The sequence below is a fragment of the Arthrobacter sp. TJ-238 genome (genome assembly GCF_058269215.1).
This window is the reverse complement of the sequence record NZ_JBZCNH010000001.1, coordinates 125,776-143,750: the sequence shown is the minus strand read 5'-3', so window position 1 is coordinate 143,750 and position 17,975 is coordinate 125,776. Positions and strand designations below refer to the sequence as shown.

The 17,975-nt window shown below is 63.6% G+C and carries 20 protein-coding genes; 10 read left to right on the top strand and 10 right to left on the bottom strand.

Annotated elements, in window-relative coordinates; translation table 11 throughout:
- The first annotated feature begins 2 nt into the window (after positions 1 to 2).
- On the top strand, positions 3 to 800 hold the full coding sequence (locus AC4D2O_RS00720; RefSeq protein WP_490904578.1) for a hypothetical protein: 798 nt from the start codon (positions 3 to 5) through the stop codon (positions 798 to 800).
- A 60-nt stretch (positions 801 to 860) separates the two neighbouring features.
- A complete protein-coding gene (locus AC4D2O_RS00715; RefSeq protein ID WP_490904576.1) occupies positions 861 to 1,628 on the top strand; it encodes a type 1 glutamine amidotransferase domain-containing protein in 768 nt (255 codons plus the stop codon).
- Positions 1,629 to 1,724: 96 nt separating this feature from the next.
- Here AC4D2O_RS00715 and AC4D2O_RS00710 read toward each other — a convergent pair whose 3' ends face one another.
- On the bottom strand, positions 1,725 to 2,132 hold the full coding sequence (locus tag AC4D2O_RS00710) for a RidA family protein (protein ID WP_490904574.1): 408 nt from the start codon (positions 2,130 to 2,132) through the stop codon (positions 1,725 to 1,727).
- Between the two features lie 363 nt (positions 2,133 to 2,495).
- On the opposite strand from AC4D2O_RS00710, the gene AC4D2O_RS00705 reads away from it, so the two are divergent.
- The 4 genes from AC4D2O_RS00705 to AC4D2O_RS00690 all read left to right on the top strand — a co-directional run bounded on the left by AC4D2O_RS00705 (position 2,496) and on the right by AC4D2O_RS00690 (position 5,941).
- Positions 2,496 to 3,020, top strand: coding sequence for a small multidrug efflux protein (locus tag AC4D2O_RS00705; protein ID WP_490904572.1), 525 nt, complete (start codon positions 2,496 to 2,498; stop codon positions 3,018 to 3,020).
- A 110-nt stretch (positions 3,021 to 3,130) separates the two neighbouring features.
- A complete protein-coding gene (locus AC4D2O_RS00700; protein ID WP_490904570.1) occupies positions 3,131 to 3,886 on the top strand; it encodes a MerR family transcriptional regulator in 756 nt (251 codons plus the stop codon).
- A gap of 214 nt (positions 3,887 to 4,100) precedes the next feature.
- Positions 4,101 to 5,057 (top strand): ABC transporter ATP-binding protein, encoded by a 957-nt coding sequence (locus tag AC4D2O_RS00695; RefSeq protein WP_490904568.1) that lies wholly within the window; start codon positions 4,101 to 4,103, stop codon positions 5,055 to 5,057.
- 2 nt (positions 5,058 to 5,059) lie between these two features.
- Positions 5,060 to 5,941 (top strand): ABC transporter permease, encoded by an 882-nt coding sequence (locus AC4D2O_RS00690; protein WP_490904566.1) that lies wholly within the window; start codon positions 5,060 to 5,062, stop codon positions 5,939 to 5,941.
- Positions 5,942 to 6,074: 133 nt separating this feature from the next.
- Here the strand turns inward: AC4D2O_RS00690 and AC4D2O_RS00685 are convergent, their stop codons facing one another.
- Complete coding sequence (locus AC4D2O_RS00685; RefSeq protein WP_490904564.1) at positions 6,075 to 6,728, bottom strand: NAD(P)H-binding protein; 654 nt, start codon at positions 6,726 to 6,728, stop codon at positions 6,075 to 6,077.
- 239 nt (positions 6,729 to 6,967) lie between these two features.
- On the opposite strand from AC4D2O_RS00685, the gene AC4D2O_RS00680 reads away from it, so the two are divergent.
- Entirely contained in the window at positions 6,968 to 7,114 is a 147-nt protein-coding gene (locus tag AC4D2O_RS00680) for a cupin domain-containing protein (RefSeq protein WP_490904562.1), read from the top strand.
- Between the two features lie 788 nt (positions 7,115 to 7,902).
- On the opposite strand, the gene AC4D2O_RS00675 is transcribed toward AC4D2O_RS00680, so the two are convergent.
- On the bottom strand, positions 7,903 to 8,337 hold the full coding sequence (locus AC4D2O_RS00675; protein WP_490904560.1) for a DoxX family protein: 435 nt from the start codon (positions 8,335 to 8,337) through the stop codon (positions 7,903 to 7,905).
- A gap of 82 nt (positions 8,338 to 8,419) precedes the next feature.
- Entirely contained in the window at positions 8,420 to 8,995 is a 576-nt protein-coding gene (locus AC4D2O_RS00670; RefSeq protein WP_490904558.1) for an NADPH-dependent F420 reductase, read from the bottom strand.
- 89 nt (positions 8,996 to 9,084) lie between these two features.
- Here AC4D2O_RS00670 and AC4D2O_RS00665 point away from each other — a divergent pair, with 89 nt between their 5' ends.
- Positions 9,085 to 9,612: a MarR family winged helix-turn-helix transcriptional regulator gene (locus tag AC4D2O_RS00665; protein WP_490904556.1), complete on the top strand. Its 528-nt coding sequence runs from the start codon at positions 9,085 to 9,087 to the stop codon at positions 9,610 to 9,612.
- 66 nt (positions 9,613 to 9,678) lie between these two features.
- Here AC4D2O_RS00665 and AC4D2O_RS00660 read toward each other — a convergent pair whose 3' ends face one another.
- Positions 9,679 to 9,816, bottom strand: coding sequence for a VOC family protein (locus AC4D2O_RS00660; protein ID WP_490904554.1), 138 nt, complete (start codon positions 9,814 to 9,816; stop codon positions 9,679 to 9,681).
- 439 nt (positions 9,817 to 10,255) lie between these two features.
- Here AC4D2O_RS00660 and AC4D2O_RS00655 point away from each other — a divergent pair, with 439 nt between their 5' ends.
- Positions 10,256 to 10,804, top strand: coding sequence for a GNAT family N-acetyltransferase (locus AC4D2O_RS00655; RefSeq protein WP_490904553.1), 549 nt, complete (start codon positions 10,256 to 10,258; stop codon positions 10,802 to 10,804).
- A 108-nt stretch (positions 10,805 to 10,912) separates the two neighbouring features.
- On the opposite strand, the gene AC4D2O_RS00650 is transcribed toward AC4D2O_RS00655, so the two are convergent.
- Positions 10,913 to 11,368: a DUF1254 domain-containing protein gene (locus AC4D2O_RS00650; protein WP_490904551.1), complete on the bottom strand. Its 456-nt coding sequence runs from the start codon at positions 11,366 to 11,368 to the stop codon at positions 10,913 to 10,915.
- A gap of 569 nt (positions 11,369 to 11,937) precedes the next feature.
- The gene (locus tag AC4D2O_RS00645; protein WP_490904549.1) at positions 11,938 to 12,888 is read right to left on the bottom strand and encodes a phosphatase PAP2 family protein; all 951 of its coding nucleotides are present in this window, start codon (positions 12,886 to 12,888) and stop codon (positions 11,938 to 11,940) included.
- A gap of 357 nt (positions 12,889 to 13,245) precedes the next feature.
- Between AC4D2O_RS00645 and AC4D2O_RS00640 the strand changes: the two genes are divergently transcribed.
- Entirely contained in the window at positions 13,246 to 14,178 is a 933-nt protein-coding gene (locus AC4D2O_RS00640) for a YdcF family protein (protein ID WP_490904547.1), read from the top strand.
- 50 nt (positions 14,179 to 14,228) lie between these two features.
- Here the strand turns inward: AC4D2O_RS00640 and AC4D2O_RS00635 are convergent, their stop codons facing one another.
- From AC4D2O_RS00635 to AC4D2O_RS00625, 3 genes are read right to left on the bottom strand one after another with little or no spacing between them, the layout of a single operon-like run.
- Positions 14,229 to 15,227 carry a haloacid dehalogenase-like hydrolase gene (locus AC4D2O_RS00635; RefSeq protein WP_490904545.1) on the bottom strand — a complete coding sequence of 333 codons (999 nt, stop codon included), beginning with the start codon at positions 15,225 to 15,227 and terminating at the stop codon, positions 14,229 to 14,231.
- A 31-nt stretch (positions 15,228 to 15,258) separates the two neighbouring features.
- Positions 15,259 to 16,188 carry a formylglycine-generating enzyme family protein gene (locus tag AC4D2O_RS00630; protein WP_490904543.1) on the bottom strand — a complete coding sequence of 310 codons (930 nt, stop codon included), beginning with the start codon at positions 16,186 to 16,188 and terminating at the stop codon, positions 15,259 to 15,261.
- Positions 16,185 to 17,726: an arylsulfatase gene (locus AC4D2O_RS00625; protein WP_490904542.1), complete on the bottom strand. Its 1,542-nt coding sequence runs from the start codon at positions 17,724 to 17,726 to the stop codon at positions 16,185 to 16,187. Before AC4D2O_RS00625 ends, AC4D2O_RS00630 begins: the two co-directional genes overlap by 4 nt.
- Positions 17,727 to 17,975 lie beyond the last annotated feature (249 nt).

The following is a 17,975-nucleotide window of genomic DNA, read 5'->3' as shown; positions in this document are numbered from 1 at the left end:
TGATGGACGACCGTAAATCTGCTCGAGTGCGAGGGGCAGGCGAATCCCGTGACTTTTGGCTCCGGCTACTGATTCCCGCGATCCTCCTTGTCCTGTTGTTGTTCCTGCTGGTCGGCTATGTGCCAGGCGAGGCGCTTGTGCCGGCGGTCGTGGTCGTGGGAGCTGGGCTTCTGATAAGTGGCGCTGTAGGTGTGCTTACGGGCATCCGGGGGCCGGCGTGGCTGATCTACGGAGTGATACTTGCTGAACTGGCTTTGTTGCTCATGTTGCCTGCCCCCTGGCGGGGGTTTGCCCTCCTGTCCGTTCCGGTGTCCGCCATCGGGTATGCGTTCGGAAGAGAGATCGCCTTCTTCGGATACAACCGTCGTCACCAGGCTTCACCGTCCACCTGGGTCGTGGCAGGAGAGGCGATCGAGAGTGTCGCGGAAGCCAAACAAAGGGCACTCTCCCACCTAGGACGTTGGGAAAGTCGGAAGGATGGCCGGTTCGTCGTCGTCCTCGGTCACCGTCGCTTCGAGGCCTGGGGCGCTGCTGCCGAAGGCTTCGTTGTCCACGTCGCTTCGGACGATCGAGACCTTGAGACACTGTCCGTACTCACTCATCTTCCCCATCAGGACGACGAGGTGTCGATCGCGGTGGACACGCATGGTCTGACTGCCTGGGTGCCCCAAGGAGTGCAGGTCCCCACTGAGGTGGCGGAGCAGGCCCTGAACGGATTCTTTGAAACCCAGGGGGCCAAGGACCTCACCGATTGGGCATGGGAACGCGGCGCTCAAGCCCAGGAGCTCCGCTTCACGTAGACGACGGCCCGAGTGCCGGTGCCCGGGCGTAGGGTGGAGAGCTGACGAGAGGAGCAACCCATGAAGAAGATCCTCATGGTTCTGACCAGCGTTTCCGAGATCGGCGACACGGGAGAGAAGACCGGCTACAACGTTGCCGAGGCCGCACATCCCTGGAAGGTCTTCAAGGACTCCGGGCACTTCGTCGACTTCGCATCGATCCAGGGCGGGCAGCCCCCGCGCGACGAGGTGGACACGGCGGATCCCGTGCAGGTCGCCTTCACGGAGGACGAGACCACGCGCGCCGGTCTCTACAACACGGCCCGCGTCGACGTCGTCGACCCCGCCCAGTACGACGCCGTCTACCTCGTGGGCGGGCACGGCACCATGTGGGATTTCCCGGACAGCGAGGGCCTGCAGAAGCTCGTGGCCGGCGTCTACGACGGAGGCGGTCTGGTCGGCGCGGTCTGCCACGGGCCCGCCGGGCTGGTGAACGTGGAACTGGACAACGGGTTCCGCCTCGTCGAGGGCCGCAGGGTGGCCGCCTTCACCAACGACGAGGAGGTCGCCGCGGGCAAGGACAAGGTCATCCCCTTCTCCTTGGCGGACCGTCTCGAGGAACAGGGCGCGACCCACGTCTTCGCGGATGTCTTCGAGGAGAAGGTCGTGGTCGACGACCGGCTCGTGACTGGCCAGAACCCTGCGTCGGCAGGGGGCGTGGCCAAGGAGATGGAGAAGCTCTTCGCGGTGGTCATCCGCCAGGAGAAAGCCGAGGAACAGCACGAGACGGAGGCCCTGCGCGCCGAGAAGGATGCGGTCAAGGCTGCGGCGGCCGGCGACGAGGACTGAGGTCGGATGGTCTCGCCGGGGGCCGCGGCGTCCGTTCCGCGGATCCCCCGACGAGAGTGTTTAGGTCCGGCTGCGCCGAAGGGATGTGCCCCCACCTCAGGCCAGGACTGCCGTCGCCTCGATCTCGACGAGGAGAGCGGGGACCCAGAGCGCCTGGACGCCGATGACCGTCATGGGTGGCAACGGTGAGGTGAAGCCTTCGGACTCCTGGGCGCGCGCTGTACCCGCCCAGAGGTCGTCAGCCATGTCCGGCGTCCAGTCGACGACGTAGAACGTCAATCGGGCGATGTCCCCGACGTCGCCCCCTGCGCCCCTCACGCCCGTGGCGACATTGCGCAGCGCGGAGTGGACCTGGCCCGTCAGATCCTCTGCGGTCGGTGCGCCGGCGGGTGTCACTCCCGCCTGTCCTGCGAGCAGCAGGAACCGGGTTCCCGTCGCCACGGCGACCGGCGCGTAGTCGGTCTGCTGCAGAAGACCGTCGGGATGGCGGAGGTGCACGGTCATCAGGGGTTCCTTCGGTCGACGGGGATCGGGGACCCCATGGCTGGAGAGTGCCGCCGGCGGTGGGCGTCCACCAGGACGGTCCTGCCGAGGGCGTCTGTCCTCAGGAGACACTGTGTGCCCACCACACGGTCAAGGCGGGCGCCCTCGACGTCGTGAGCAACAGGGAGGCCGCATCGCCCCTCAACGAGCGGTGTGACGTATCACTCCTCCCGCGGCCTTGACCCTGTTCCTGGCACACCCTCTTCAATGGTCAGCATCTGGAATAAACCGGACCGGCAGAACGCTCTTGACCCCGCAACCAAGACATGGTATAGAGCGGCGGGGTGATCAGCATCCACCGCGGAAGAGACGAAGGAGAACACCGTGGACAACCCGTATGAAGGAATCAGGGAATGGGTGCAGCAACTGCCCGAGCTGGTTCAACCGCTCGGCGTCGGCGTCGCCGGCATGGTCCCTTATATTGAGGGCGAGGGAGCCGCCGGCATCGGCATCATCCTCGGGATCAATCCGGTCGTGGCGGCCCTCGCTGCCATGATCGGCAATTTCCTCAGCGTGCTCGCCGTCGTCACCGTCAGCTCACGTGTCCGCGAGAAGGTCGTGGCCGGCCGCAGGGACGAGCGCGAGGCGTCCGATCCCGCATCCGCCGCTCCATCAGCGCGCCGCGTGAAGGGGCAGCGCCGCCTGCAGGGCTGGCTCTCCCGGTTCGGCGTGCCGGGCGCGAGTCTCCTCGCTCCGCTTGCGCTTCCCACGCAGCTCACCGCCGCGTTCTTCGCAGCATCCGGGGTCCGGAAGGAGCGGGTCCTGTTCTGGCAGGCGATCGCCATCGTCCTGTGGACCGGCGTTATCGCGGCTCTTGCAACCGGACTCGTCGGATTCCTGGGCTGGTAACGGAAGCCGGAACGTCTTCGGCCGGTGGGACGATGGGTTTCCCACGGGCCGGCTGACGGACGGGCACAGCGAATGAACCGGTGGACGAGGACGCGGACGGAGTGACGAGAATGGCGTGGAGCACCCGGGAGATCGCCGAGCTGGCGGGAACGACCGTGAATACCGTACGTCACTATCACCAGGTCGGGCTGCTCGAGCAGCCGGACAGGACGTCCAACGGCTACAAGCAGTACCAGGTCAGGCATCTGGTCCGCCTCCTGAAGATCCGCCGCCTGCGGGATCTCGGCGTCCCGCTCGACCAGATCGACGACGTGGCCCTCGAGGGCGATCCATCGTTCGAGGCGTTGAGGGCGATCGACGCGGACCTGGCCGTGAGCATCGAGAGGCTGCAGCGCGCCAGGGCGGAGATCCAGGCGATCCTCCACGGCTCCTCGGTGACAGGCGTCCCGGCAGGATTCGAGGACGTGGCTCCCCGGCTGTCCGAGCCGGACCAGTCACTGATGCTGATCTACTCCCAGCTGTACGACGACGATGCGATGCAGGACCTACGGACCATGATCCGGCAGGATCCGGAGTCGCCGAGCAAGGAATTCGACGAGCTGGCCCCTGACGCCGATGAACCAGCACGCGCCGAACTCGCCGACCGCTACGCACCGACCATCGCCGATGCCATCAGGGACTACCCCTGGCTCACGGAACCCGGGAAGCACCTCTCCAAAAGCCTCGAGGTCACCCGGACCACAGTCGTCGAATCGCTCACGGCGCTGTACAACCCGGCACAGCTCGACGTCCTTGCGCGGGCGAGCGTCATCGCCGGCGAACTCCTCAAGAAGGAACAGGGCATGAAGGACGAACACACGCCCTGAGGCCGGGGCACCCACGCTTCTATCGGACGCTCGGTCAACGCGACGCCGGGAACAACGGACACGTCGAACTGACACAACTCCCGGTGCAGGCAGGCCCCGACGTGGCACCAACTCCTGCCCCGCCTGTCACGTCCTGCCTTCGAGCGGGCCTCCCGGTAAGCCCGCAACACCTGTGTCCACACACCACCAGACGACAATCACGAAGGACAGCATCATGATCGAAGTTCGAGGCCTCTCCAAGCGGTACGGCGCCAAGACGGCGGTGGACGACATCTCGTTCACCGTGCAACCCGGGAAGGTGACGGGCTTCCTCGGCCCGAACGGCGCCGGAAAGTCCACCACCATGCGCATGATCGTGGGCCTGGACAACCCCAGCGGCGGACGGGTCACCGTCAACGGGCGCCCCTACGTTCAGCACAAGGCGCCATTACATGAGGTTGGTGCCCTCCTCGACGCCAGGGCCGTGCACACGAAGCGCTCCGCGTACAACCACCTCCGGGCGATGGCGGCGACGCACGGCATCCCCGACAGCCGGGTCAGGGAGGTCATCGAACTCACCGGGCTCGGCCCCGTGGCCACGAAACGCGTCGGCGGGTTCTCCCTCGGCATGGGCCAGCGACTCGGGATCGCCGTCGCCCTCCTCGGTGACCCCCGCACCGTCATCCTCGACGAGCCCGTCAATGGCCTCGACCCGGAGGGCGTTCAATGGGTCCGGCACCTCGCGAAGGATCTCGCCGCGGAGGGGCGCACGGTTTTCCTCTCCTCCCATCTCATGTCGGAGATGGCCCTGACCGCCGACCACCTGATCGTCATCGGCCGCGGCCGTATCATCGCGGACGCCCCGATCCAGTCGATCATCGACGGGCAGAGCAAGACGCGCGTCCGGGTCCGCGCCGAGCGCCCACAGGACCTCCTCGCCAGGCTCGGCAGTCACGGCATCACCTCGCAGGTCATCGAACCCGAACTCGTGGAGATCACCGGCGTCGAGCCCCGCCGCATCGCCGAAGTCGCGCTCCGGGAGGACCTCCTCCTCTATGAGCTGACCCCCATCCAGGTGTCCCTCGAGGACGCCTACATGCAGCTCACGAACCACGACGTCGAGTACCACTCCCGCAGTGCGACGGACCCCACGAACACCACCTCAGTCCCCGATCCTGCAGGAGCACGTTGACCATGACCACGAATACCACCACCCCGACCCCACAAGAAGCTCGGCCAAGCATGCACCGGACCATCCAGGGGATCACCTTCGGCCGGGTGCTGAAGTCCGAATGGATCAAGGTCACCACCGTCCCCTCGACCGTCATCCTGCTTCTGGGGACCGTCATCGTCATGATTGGCCTGGCCGCCCTCTCTGCATGGTCGTTCGTCGTGCTGGCTCAATCCGACGCGCAACTGCCACCGGACGTACAGGTACCAGCGGAAGGATCGGGTAGTGCAGCCTTCATGGCACTGACCGTCCCCTCGTCCGGGCTGATCTTCGGCCAGCTGCTCCTGGCCTCTCTCGCGGTGGTCCTGATCGCCTCCGAATGGGCGACGGGCATGATCCGCTCCACGCTCGTGGCGGTACCGGGACGCACCCAGGCGCTTCTCGCGAAGGCTCTCGTCGTCGCGGCGATCGCGTTCCTCGTCGGATTCGCGAGTGCGCTGCTGTCCTACGTCGTCGCGCAGCCGATCCTGGGCGGAGCGGACCTGACCTTCTCCCTCACGGAGGACAAAGTGTTTCTCTCGATCGTGAACAGCGGGACCTACCTCGCGCTCGTCGCGCTGATCTCCATGGCGATCGGCATCCTGCTACGCAACACCGCAGGCGGCATCGTCACCTCGGTGGGCCTGTTCTTCGTCCTGCCGGTCGTCCTCCAGCTTCTCAGCGGACTGGCCGAGTCGGTTGCGGACGCAGGCCGCTACCTCCCGGGCGAGGCCGGCCAGGCGATGGTTGCCGTCACCACGGCCGACGGCGCACTGACCCCCCTTCAGGGCGGGCTCACCATGGCCGCCTGGGCGCTCGTCCTCATGGCAGCAGCTCTTGTCGTGACCAAGAAGCGCGACGTCTGACCTCCAAGCCCTCCGTCCCAGCTGGAGAATGAACCCTCGTCGGGGAAGCCGCGGAGCGGACGCCGCAGCTCCCCGACGAGCCTCCGTCACCGGCCGACCCTTTCAGGCAACGTCTGAGGCGTCCCGTTCGTGATCAGCCGGCTAGTTGAGCGCGAACCGCCTCGGCGAACGGCGTCTCCCCTCGCGTCAGTTCAAGGATCCGTCTGTTGATGGAGGGCTGGTGCAGGAGTTCGACCAGCACGTCGGCAACATCGTCACGAGGAATCTCTTCGTGATGCGCGGCAGGGCCGAGAGTCACACGGCCCGAACCCGCCTCGTCGGTCAGCAGCGAGGGTCGAAGAACAAGCCACTCCAAGGACGACCGACTGACCCGGACGTCGACCGCCTTCTTCACCGCGAAGTAGTGCTCCTCGTCGTCGCTCAGCGTGCGCTCCCGCCATGCTTCGGGGAAGACCGACACCAGGACGAACCGTCGAAGCCCGGCGGACTCAGCAGCGACAAGGCTCATCTCGACTGCAGTGCTGTCGATTGCATCAGTGACAGCACGCGCGCCACCGTTAGAGCCGGCTGTGAAGACGATGACGTCCACGCCATCGAGGAGGGGGATCAGATCATCCGCTGTCAGCGTGGACACATCACCGACGTGAGCGCGAATTCCCGCATCCGACAGACGGCGTTCCTGCTGCCGGCTGCGAACCAGACCGGACACCTGATCACCCCGCACCCGGAGTCGCTCGGCCACGAGGCCCCCGATTGCACCGCTGATTCCGACGATGAATACGTGCACGAATCTTCTCCTTCGCGTTGGAAGTGTGTTTCAGGCTACGTCTACCTCATGCGTCGACATCCGCTCCTGCCGAGAGCACGCTGTGAGCCTCGCTCGCACGTGTTCGGCGGCCCCGACCGGGCGCCGCCGAACCTTCATCGCTGGAGCGCTCGGTCTCTCCTCCGGACCCATGGGCAGTGGTGCACACCGGGAGCTGCCAGAACAACCACCTGGGGGTCTGCACTGCTGGGACGCTCGAAGTGGAAATGGAAGACGGCACCCGCACCACCATCCACGCCGGCGACGCTTATTCGATCCCTTCCGGTCATGATGCCTGGGTCGGGAACGACGAGACGTTCGTGGGTTACGAGGTCATGAGTGCGGCCGTCTACGCCAAACCTGCCTGATTTTTCGGAGGACACTCCCTGAGGAAGGTGTCACACGTTCCAAGCCCCCCAGGATTGTCGCCGGCGCACCCACCTGCCCCGCGCACTCTCTGCCGGATGCGTGGGTGCCACCCTGTGATTGACCCACGAGCCGCGCGCAGAGCACCGTCGAAGCCGTCCGGGACGAGATCATCGCGGCCATCGCCGAGGTCCGCGCCGCCGCGCTGCTGGGCCAGGATGAGCAGCGGGCCCGTGCCGCTTGCTGGCTCGACCAGCAGTTCGCGGACGTCGAGGATCGACGCGGTCTCCGTGAAGCGTCAGCCCAGTCGCTCACCCTGTACCGCGGCGGGATGGGGTCGTTCCGCGATGTCGGATACGAGGGTCGAGTCTCTCTCTGACACGACACCATGATCACGTACTCAATCCGCAGCGGGGGAGCGTCACCGTCCTTCCCCTCACCTATTGCTCCCGGCCGTGGCGCGTCCGCGAGGTCTTTGAGTTGCGGTGCCTAATCGACCTCGTGGCCCATCGCGGCCAGGGATCCGGTCTCGAGGAACACGGCGATCTCGAAGAAGCGCAGCAGAATGTCAACGCCCCGGTACACAGGTCCGACGTCGCTGAAGATGAGCCCGGTGAATACGATCAGGCGCCAGCCGGGTGTCTATGTGCCACAAACGTGGATTCCGGTGGCGCCTGAGGTTGAGCGATGACACATATCGACAGTGCTTCACGGGGCGGGCCTGACCCGCCGAAGTGGGGTGGGAAAGCGCTGGGTCGCTTACCTAAGGCTGTTTGGGGCGGGTGGCGCGTTAGGCCAGCACTTTTGCCCTGGAGGTGCGGTTGGCAAAGAAAACGTGGTCGAGCGAGAACCGCCCAGGACCAATGAGGCCGATTGCCAGGGCTGCGGTTCCGAGGAGCAGGACCAGTTCGTATCCGTTGTCCGAGACGAACACGCCGGAGGACAGGTGGACGAGCACCAGCGCGCCAGCCATGTTGAGGGCCAGCAGAAGCGCGACTGGCCGGGTCAGGATGCCGAGAATGAGCGCGATGCCACCGATCAGTTCCAGTGTCGCGACGGCAGGTGCGGCGAGTTCGGCGAGGGGGATGCCCATCTCGCCGAAAGCGGCCTGTGTGCCGGCGATCGTCCATTCTGTGTACTTCTGCCAGCCATGGGCGGCGAAGAGGAATCCGACAACTACCCGCAGGAGGGTTTGGGCGGTGGTGGTCATAGTGGGGTTCTTCATGGGAGTCCTATTCGATGAGGGGGAGATGGGATCGTGTGCCCTTGCGGCGTTGACCGATTGATCGGTGCCGCAGTGCAATGCTCTAGCGGACGAGTGCGAAGCCGCTCGTCCAGGAGATCTGCTCGCTGGCGGCGAGGGTCAGTTGCAGGAATCCGATTGACTCGAGTTCACGGGCGCGTGCCAGCGGGCCGGCGTCGAGGGCGCCGACCCCGCCTTCTTCCACGGCGGCGGCGAGGGTTCTCTTGGCGTCGATATCATCACCGGCGATCAGCACTGTCGTCCTGTTCGCGCCGACCGACCTGGAGGCGAGCGTTGCGGCGAAGTTCGTGTCGAAGGCCTTGAGGATCTTCGACGATGGCAGGGAAGCGGCCAGTTCTGCGGCGGCGGAACTATCGGCTGGAACCACTAGAGAGTTGAAGGTCTCGAAGTTCGGCGGGTTGGTGATGTCGACGACGATCTTGCCGGCCAACTGATCACTGTACCTGGCGATGATGTCCTGGAGCGCAGGGGAGGGAACCGCGAGGATCACCACATCGCCCTTGATGCGTGCATCGATGCTCGTGGTGTCGATGTGCTCGACGGCTGCTCCACCCGCCTCGAGCACGCCAGCGATCGCAGCACCCATGTTGCCCTTACCGAAGAGGGTGAACGCCGTCATAGTCAAGCTCCCTCGGATGTCAGTTGTAGATACAACGAACAAGCTAGCACCCATTAGTTGTAGCTACAACTCAAGCGTAGGATGAGCGTATGAGGGAACCGAGATGGCTCACAGTTGACGAACACACCGCATGGGTGCACGTAGCGGCTGTACTGGAGTTGCTGCCCGGTGCTCTTGATGCGCAACTCACGCACGATGAGGATCTGACCCACTTCGAATATTTCGTGTTGGCGTCCCTGTCGGAAGTGGCCGATAGAACCCTGCGTATCAAGGCACTCGCCTCCCTGACCAACGCGACCCTACCCAGGCTGTCGCGGGTTCTGACCGGTCTGGAGCGGAAGGGTCTCGTTGAGCGATCCCCATGTATCGAGGACCGGCGGGCAACGAATGTCACCCTGACGGAGGTCGGCTGGACGAAGGTCGTGCACTCAGCTCCGGGCCATGTGGAGAACGTCCGCACCCTGGTGTTCGATCAGCTCAGCGCTGAACAGGTAAGTCAACTCTCGGATATTGCGGCAGCACTGCTCACGCGACTCGATCCAGAAGGTCGCATGTTCGCCACGCAGGGCGAGCAAGCGCAACCTCACCAACTAGCGCCACAACACCCGGCTCGTTGAAACCTTTCCTTACCTTGACACTCAGGGCTGCTTCGCGGCTGCGATCTGCTGACTACTTGGGCGCAGCTAGGCTGCCGTCACGATGACGGTGTTACCCCAGGGGTCCTCGGTGACAATATCGTCGCCGGCCTTCTGGTAGTCGAGGCCTGCGGTGTCCGGGCGTGCTTCGACGTCCGTGCGTTCCTCTGCATTCTCGAGTCGCACTGTGAGGGACCCAAGTCCCAACTCGCTGCTGCGTACTCCGGCCCTTGACTAGTCCACACGATGGTGCCGACATGGTGGTGTTAGCCACCTACGGCAAAGAACAGTGCCCCGTTGTCCTCGGCTGTCACTGCAAACCCTAGAGAGGCCCCATCGTCATAAGGAAAGCCGAGTGATAGATGCCGGCCTGAACGGGACTATCCCTGGGGTCGCCGGGTTCTTCGGTAATTCTCAAAAGCTCGCTGCTCCCGCAGTTCTACAAGGCGGCCTGTATCGTGCTCCAGAGGGCCTGCGTGTACGCGCCGGGCCCCATCGGCGTCGGAAGCACGACCCACATCGAGGCGTCGACGTTCGAGGTGATGCTTCATCCGTGCGGCAGGAGGTACTCATGGAGAGCGGGGTTCAGTTGGTCCTGAGCTGGCACACCGTATGGTGAGGCACTATGTCGATCACCTTCACACGCATTGATCCCGTCGGAGCCGACCGCGAGCCTCTCATATCTTTCATGACGCGCAACGAATTCCCTTTCCACGTCGGTTCTCACCTCACCCGCGACCAGGTAGAAACCTCCATCGGAAAGGGGCGCTTCCGCGATGAGGACAATGACTCTTTCTGGATAGACCATAGCGAGCACGGCCGTATTGGCTTCTTCCGGTTCGAGGACCTCAGTGATGGCAGTCCGTTGTTCGACCTTCGTCTGGACGAACCTTCTCGCAAGCGTGGCCTTGGAACAGAGATTCTGCGGGCGGCCACACATCACGTCTTCACGACCATGCCGACGGTCAACCGATTTGAGGGACAAACCAGGGAGGACAACGTGGCCATGCGCAAGACGTTTCTCCACTGCGGGTGGGTCAAAGAAGCTCACTACCGCGAGTCCTGGCCGAGCGAAGACGGAACGCTGCGTGCTTCAATCGCCTACGCCATTCTTCGACGTGATTGGGAGACGGGACAGACTACACATCTGATCTGGGAGGATCTCAGCGTGTAATGCTCCATGGCTGCACGTTTGGGAGAGGAGGACGCAACTCATGGACGTTGACCTGCGAACACCAGAACTGTCAGCTGGTGCTCTTCTCGGCCAGCTGTACCGACAACATCAAAAGTCGAAAAGTGAGCTGTGCGTAAGCCGGTCGCCGTTGCCCTGATCGAGGCCCGCGGGGCCGACATCGGCACTCGTGTACTGCCAGGCATCCACGACCTGTCCGTAGACTCTTGCGACGTCGTCGGCGGCGGGCACTTCGAGTATCACGGGACCGTTCCGGAGGTCGGCATAGGCCGCGATGTACGGTGTCGAACTGTTTGGCGTCAGCGCTTCTAGGAGCGGCGTGGCCTGGGCTGAATACGCGATGATGTCGTTGCCACGGAGACCGAGGTCATCGATCGCAGCGGCACGAAACCGGTAGATGCATGCGGCTGGCATGGCCCAAAGGGCCGCCTCGAAGGCCCGCCCATACTTCAGCTGGTAGTCGAAGTCGATCATCGAGGGGCTGATGCCAGCTGGAGGCTGACCGCCCAAGGGCTCGACGGTCGAAGGTGATTTCTCGGTGCTCATGGCTTGGCCCTTCGTGACACGACTCCGGATGGTCGATGCGTACCGAGAAGACCGAATTGCTACTAGCGCGGTGACGATGATCTCCAGAAGTGACTTGCGCCCGGTCCTATGCTCCGACAACGCGCGAAACGGGTCGACGACGTGTCGACCCGCGGCCATTATCGACGTCGACCACCTGTTCGCAATGCTCGGTTTCCGGCCCCGGTTCAACATCAGGCAGGCGGGCTCGAAGGTGGTGCATAACCCGCGTGCGAAGCGTCATCGTCGTTTTGCCGTGAGCGCGACGGATTGTGCTACCCGCTCAAGGTACGCCTTGCCACTCAGGCTGGGAGGTGACGTCGTGACTGACAGTCGTTTCTCGCCACAGCACGAAGCGCCGAGGCGGGAACGAGGCACGTTGTCCGTCGCGCTGGTCGTCGTTCTTGGTGTCGTTGTATGGGTGGTGACTGCATTCACGGTCTACGCCGTTCTGGTCTACACCAGCGCCTGACTGCTCTGGACGGTTTCGCCTTGCTTCACTCGCCGTGAGGGAGTGTGTCTGAGCTTGGGCTGCGTCGGTGTCTGCTGTGTCAGGCGTTGTCCGGGCGTACGTGGCTCTCTGCCACCATGCGGCCGGGTGTTTTTGTTCGGATGGTGTCGAGCCGGTGCCAGAGACGCCAAAAGATGAGAGCGGTCAATCCGGAGAAACCTGCTGCCAGTGAATGCGCTCCAAGATAGACCGTGTAGTCCTGCGTAGGGTCGGGGGCTGCAACGTCCCAACCACGCAGGAGCGGCACTCCCCACAGGATCGCGCCGAGCACGAGCAGGAGTGCAGTCGAGAGTGTGAGTAGACCGGCGAGAATGACCCTGCCTCCCCGGACCGGACCGCTGGTGAAGTGGACGCTGCCGCGTCGCATCAGCCACCAGGAGGCAAGACAGGCACAGATCAGGGCGACAGCGTCAGCACCTAGTGTGTCGCTGAAGCGGTGCCATTTCGCGGTCGTTGTGTAGGCGCCGATTCCGATAGCCCAGAACAGGACGATCAACACAGCAAGACCCCGCCACCGGAGTGGGACGACGATGAAGACGGCGAAAAGCACGGTCATCGCGATCGTCGTATGTCCGCTGGGGAAGCTGTTCTGCGTGAAGCCTGCACTGACGTCGACGAGTTCCGGGCGTGGAAGAACGAAGCGCTTGAGCCCTTGAGTAAGCACTTGGCCCAGCATGATGACAGCAACGCCTGCGACTGCCAGATCGACTCGTTTCCGTACCAGCCCCACCAGTCCGATGAGGACAACGGCGAGAGCGAGGGAGTACACGGTGATCTGGCCCAGCGCTTCCGATGCAGCAGTGAGGTCATCACTGCCGACCTGGTCCGCGCCACGCAGGGCTGAGTTCTCCAGCGCTTGACCACGCGCAGTCCATACCGCCAGTAGATAGCTGACGATCAGGACGACGGAAGCTCCACCGGCCGCCAGGAGCCAACGCCGGGTTCGAAGCTGAGGATGGGTGGGGCCGCTCGCCCGCATCGCTTGGCTCATGGCTCGACCCTAGCAACGGCATTCACCGGAGCCTCCTCGAACTTCACCGTTTTCAGTGAGAGAGTTCTGGTGGGAGGAAGGCGGCTGGCTACTGGGGCAAGGGACTCCTCCTCCGGCCGGGCAAGGTCGGCGTGGAGATATGGTCGATGAGGGTAAGCGTGACCGGCGGCGCCACCCGGATGGCATGACTGACGCCGCTTAGTGAGGTCGTGGGGGCCGCTCATGGAAGTTGCGTCGTGGCAGGTCGCTCTTACTCAGACCGTCGTCGCTTCCCTCGGGGCCCTCATCAGCGGGGGTCTGCTGTGGTGGTCCCTGAATCGGGATCCTCGGCCACTACGCAACGGTTTCCTCGCTGTAGTGACTATCTACTATGTTCTGGGCTTGGTGTCGTTCGTGGCCGCAAAGATACCCACCGTCGAGTTCGCCGCTGACCTGATCAGAGTCGCGGTCCTAGTAGCAGGTGCCGTGGGCCTGCTGCTGTTGCCCTTGATGTTGATTGTCAACGGGATCTTCATGATTCGCCGGGAGCATCGCTCGCTAAGTAACTTGCTGTCGTTGGTGGCAGGGATCGCGCTTCTGGTTCTTCCTCTGATCGTCGTGTGGTTGATCAGACACGAGAACACGGTGACCGGGACGATTGCGGTCGGCTTACTGACCGCGCAGGCATGCCTGGGTCTGCTGTTTTTGATCTTCGTAGCTCATACGGTGCTCTACGCCTTCGTGGCCCGACGGGCCCCCGCCCAGGCGATCATTGTGCTCGGAGCCGGCCTCCTATCAGGGCAGGTACCGCCGTTGCTGGCGGGACGCCTTCAGCAAGCCCTCGCCGCAGCACAACAACGACAGGAACAGAAGGAGACAAGCAGCAGGATCCCCATCGTCCCCAGCGGAGGACAGGGCGCCGAGGAGTCTCGTCCGGAAGGCGAAGCCATGGCTGAGTGGTTGCGTGAGCATGGGGTACCCGACCGCGACATCCTCGTGGAGGACCGGGCCCGGAACACTGAGGAGAACCTCCGTTACAGCGCCGGGCTACTGCAGGAGGTCGGTATAGATCCGCCCTACCTGATCGTGACGAACAACTACCATGCCCCACGCGCGGCGATGCTGGCCCGAAAAGTAGGTGTCGACGCACAAGCAATAGGCTCACCCACTGCCCTGTATTTCTGGCCCAGCGCGTACCTTCGAGAATTCATTGCGGTCATGACCGGCCACAGACCTCTCCTTGGCCTGGCAGGCCTATCCACTGGGATCATGATGCTCCTTGTTTGGCTCTCGCTCAGCGCCCGAGCCTGAACCGGACAGGAATGCGATGCGAACCCGACGTAGCCGATCACTGAGACCGATCAGGTAGACCTCGGATGAGACTCACCCTTCAAGAGAGGACCGCGTTTCGAGGCATCGTCGCTGGACGCGGTGGGGAAGATGGATTCCCAATCGTTGAGGACGCTGACGACGGTGAAGTGAAAGGCCCCAGCTGTGCGTAGGGCTTCCTCGGCTCCCTTGTCGTAGGGCTGATCGCCTCTTTCGGTGTGGTCATCGTGGTGGACAAGGAGGCTGAGGGAGCGCGGATGCTTCTGCACATACCGGAGCATAGGGATGTCGCCGTTGGAATTGCCGGCGGCCAATACCGGCCGCCGTCCGATTCGACTCCAGATGCGGACGGGTTTTTCGGGGCCGTCATCGAGGAAACTGAAGTCTGCCCCGTAGCTGATGTTGTTGCTGTCGGCGTCGTAACGGAGGCCAACGGCGGATCCGATCACCCGCTCAGGGGGGATGCCGTAGTAGTCCAGCGTCATGGGGCGCATGAAGTCGCGATCGCCGCCCGAGACGATGTAGCAAGTGAAGTCATGAGCTTCGAGATGGAGCAGCAGTTCGATCATGGGTTGGTAGACGGTGGCCGAGTATGCCCGACCGAGGGTCAGGTGTTTCGCTTCCCTGTAGAAGGCAGCCACAGCGCTCTGGTAGTCGTCGACACTCTGGTCCAGTGTCGTGCTGAGGAGGGCGGCGAGCAGAATCTTCAGGTCCGAGTCATCGCCGGCGTAATGCTGGTCGAGTGCGTTGCCCAACCAGGACAGGTCTCCGGTGACGGCGGATATGTAGGGCTGCTGTTCGGCCAGCGTCGGGTCGGCGCGGGCCGCTGCGGCCCATTTCCCGACCACATAGTGCAACTCCACGGGCACGGGTTTCTCCGCCCATAGCGTGCCGTCGTTATCGAACACCGCGATGCGTTCGGCGACCGGGATGGCGTCCGGGCCCGTCGAAACGGCGTCGATGAATTCCAGGACGGCCTTTCGGGTCGCGCCGTCCCGCCAGGAGGTGAGCGGGCTAATTGTCGCGTCCATGGACCATGTCTCCTTCAGTGGGCGGGCGGTGCTAGGGCAGGGCTACCCGGAAGCCGATGTGGCTCATCCCGGTGTCGATCATCTGGGGTCGGCGGGCGGCCGGTCGGTAGCGCCTGCAGTAGCTATCCGCGCAGAGAAACGAGCCGCCTTTGACGACCTTGCGGGGCACACCGAATTGATCTGCCGGGTCGATGCTGGCCTGGCGTGTTCCACCGGTCGGGTCGGCGGGGGCGCAGCATCCGTGGTCATCCTGATGTCCCTGATACCAGTCGGTGGTCCATTCCCATACGTTTCCTGCCATGTCGAAGAGTCCGTACCCGTTCGCGGGGAAGGAGCCCACGGGTGCTGTGGACCCATACCCCCGCGCGGATCGCCAGGGGAAATCGCCGTGCCAGTAATTCGCCAGCCGTTCCCCGGGCAGCTCAGGTTCGCGGCCCCAGGTGTACGGCTGGCCGTCCAGCCCCCCACGCGCGGCGAGCTCCCATTCCGGTTCGCTGGGCAGCCGGGCGCCGGCCCACGTGGCGTAGGCCTCGGCGTCTTCGTAGGCCACGTGCACGACCGGATGATCCGCGCGATCCCCGATCGTGGACCTGCGCCCGAAGGGTCGCCGCCAGTTCGCTCCCGGTTTCCACTCCCACCACTGGCTGAGGTGTTTGAGGTTGACAGGGCCACTGGTGCCTACGAACACCATCGAGCCCGGTTGCAGGTTTTCCGGTGGCGCGTCTGGGAACTCAACGGGATCGATGGGGCGCTCGGCGACTGTGCGGTAGCCGGTCGCCCTGACGAAGTGCGAGTACTCCCGATTGGTGACCGTGGTGCGGCTGATCGAGAAGGCGTCGACGTGAACCCTGTGCGCTGGCGCTTCTTCCGGGTAGTGCTCGTTCGAGCCCATGAGAAAGTCGCCGCCACCGATGTGCGCGAACTCGGTAGTAACGGCCGCCCTGGCCGGGTGCGCAGTCAATGTCCGCTGGTCAGGAACGACTGCAGCTTCTCCACCGCCTGATCGATACCGAAGCTCGCCGGACGCTGGCGGGGCGGGAACTCCTCGAACGTATGCAGGAACTGCACCACGAGCGCTTGTGCCGCGAGAACCATGTAGGAGTTGTCAAAGACCCAATCCCAGTAGGTATTCGAGGTCACGTCGGCGCGTTCGAACGGGTCGGTGCGCAGGTTGTAGAGCTTCGGTGCCCGCAGTGGAACGAACGGGTCCAGCCACACGGCGAGAGTGCCCAGGGTGCGCTGCTCCATGAACACAGCTTTCCAGTTGTCGTACCGGATCCCGAGAACATCTCCGTCGTCGGAAAAATACACCATGCCCTTCCGGGGGCTCTGCGCGACCTCGCCGGTGAGATAGGGGAGGAGGTTGAACCCGTCGATGTGCACCTTGTAGGTGCGGTCGCCGATGGTGGTGCCCTGCTTGAGTCGGTCTACGGTGGTGGTATCGCCTGCGGCGGCGAGGAGCGTCGGCAGCCAATCGTGATGCTGGATGATCTCGTTCGACACGACGCCGGCAGGAATATGGCCGGGCCAACGGATCATCTCAGGAACGCGGAACGCGCCTTCCCAGTTGGTGTTCTTCTCGCTGCGGAACGGCGTCATTCCTCCGTCGGGCCAGGTATTCATGTGCGGGCCGTTGTCGGTCGAGTAGATCACGATGGTGTCATCGGCGATGTCGAGCTCTTCAAGGTGATCCAGGAGCCCGCCCACAATGTTGTCGTGGTCGATCATCGTGTCGTGATACGGCGATTGCCAGCGGCCGGCTTGCCCGACGCTCTCAGGTTTCGGATGCGTGCGGAAGTGCATGTGCGTGGTGTTCATCCAGACGAAGAACGGGTCGCCGGACCCGCTGGCGCGCCCGATGAAATCCTTCGCCGCGGCAGCGAACTCGTCATCGATGGTTTCCATCCGCTTCTTCGTCAGCGGGCCGGTGTCCTCAACCCGCTGCTTCCCCAGCCGACCGTACCGTTCATCGACGGTGTCATCCTCGTCCTCGCTCGCCCAGGAGTGAATCACACCGCGGGGCCGGACTCGCTCATTGAAGGCTGGGAATTCCTCGCTCGAGGGCCAGTTCGCCGATTCCGGTTCCTCTTCGGCATTGAGATGATAGAGGTTGCCGTAGAATTCGTCGAAGCCGTGCACCGTGGGCAAGAACTCGTTCCGGTCGCCGAGATGGTTCTTGCCGAACTGGCCCGTCAGGTAACCGTGTGGTTTCAACACCTCGGCAATTGTCGGGTCCTCGGCACGCAACCCGACGTCGACCCCTGGCATGCCCACCTTGCTCAGACCGGTGCGGAACACGCTCTGACCGGTGATGAACGACGCGCGCCCCGCGGTGCAACTTTGTTCACCATACGAATCGGTGAACCGCATCCCCTCGTCGGCGATGCGGTCGAGATTCGGGGTGCGGTAGCCCATCAGGCCATCGCTATAGCAACTCAGGTTCGTGATTCCGATGTCATCTCCCCAGATGACCAGGACGTTGGGCTTTCCGTTCGGCATTGTTACCTTTCCAAAACGATTGACGAGAAAGAACCTTTGATCACACGGTGCAGATCAGACCGCCATCGAAACAATGCCCGCCGATTAGGCCCGTCGAACTCCCTCGGGTTGAAAAGTGCACGGCAATGTCCGAGACATTCATGAATTGGCTCTTTCTGTGTCAGGATTTTGGCGGCGTCGCAGTGTCCCTGACGATAGCTTCACAACGCTCCTGCTCACGTCACCCAAAGCGGGTGATGATCCCGTTTT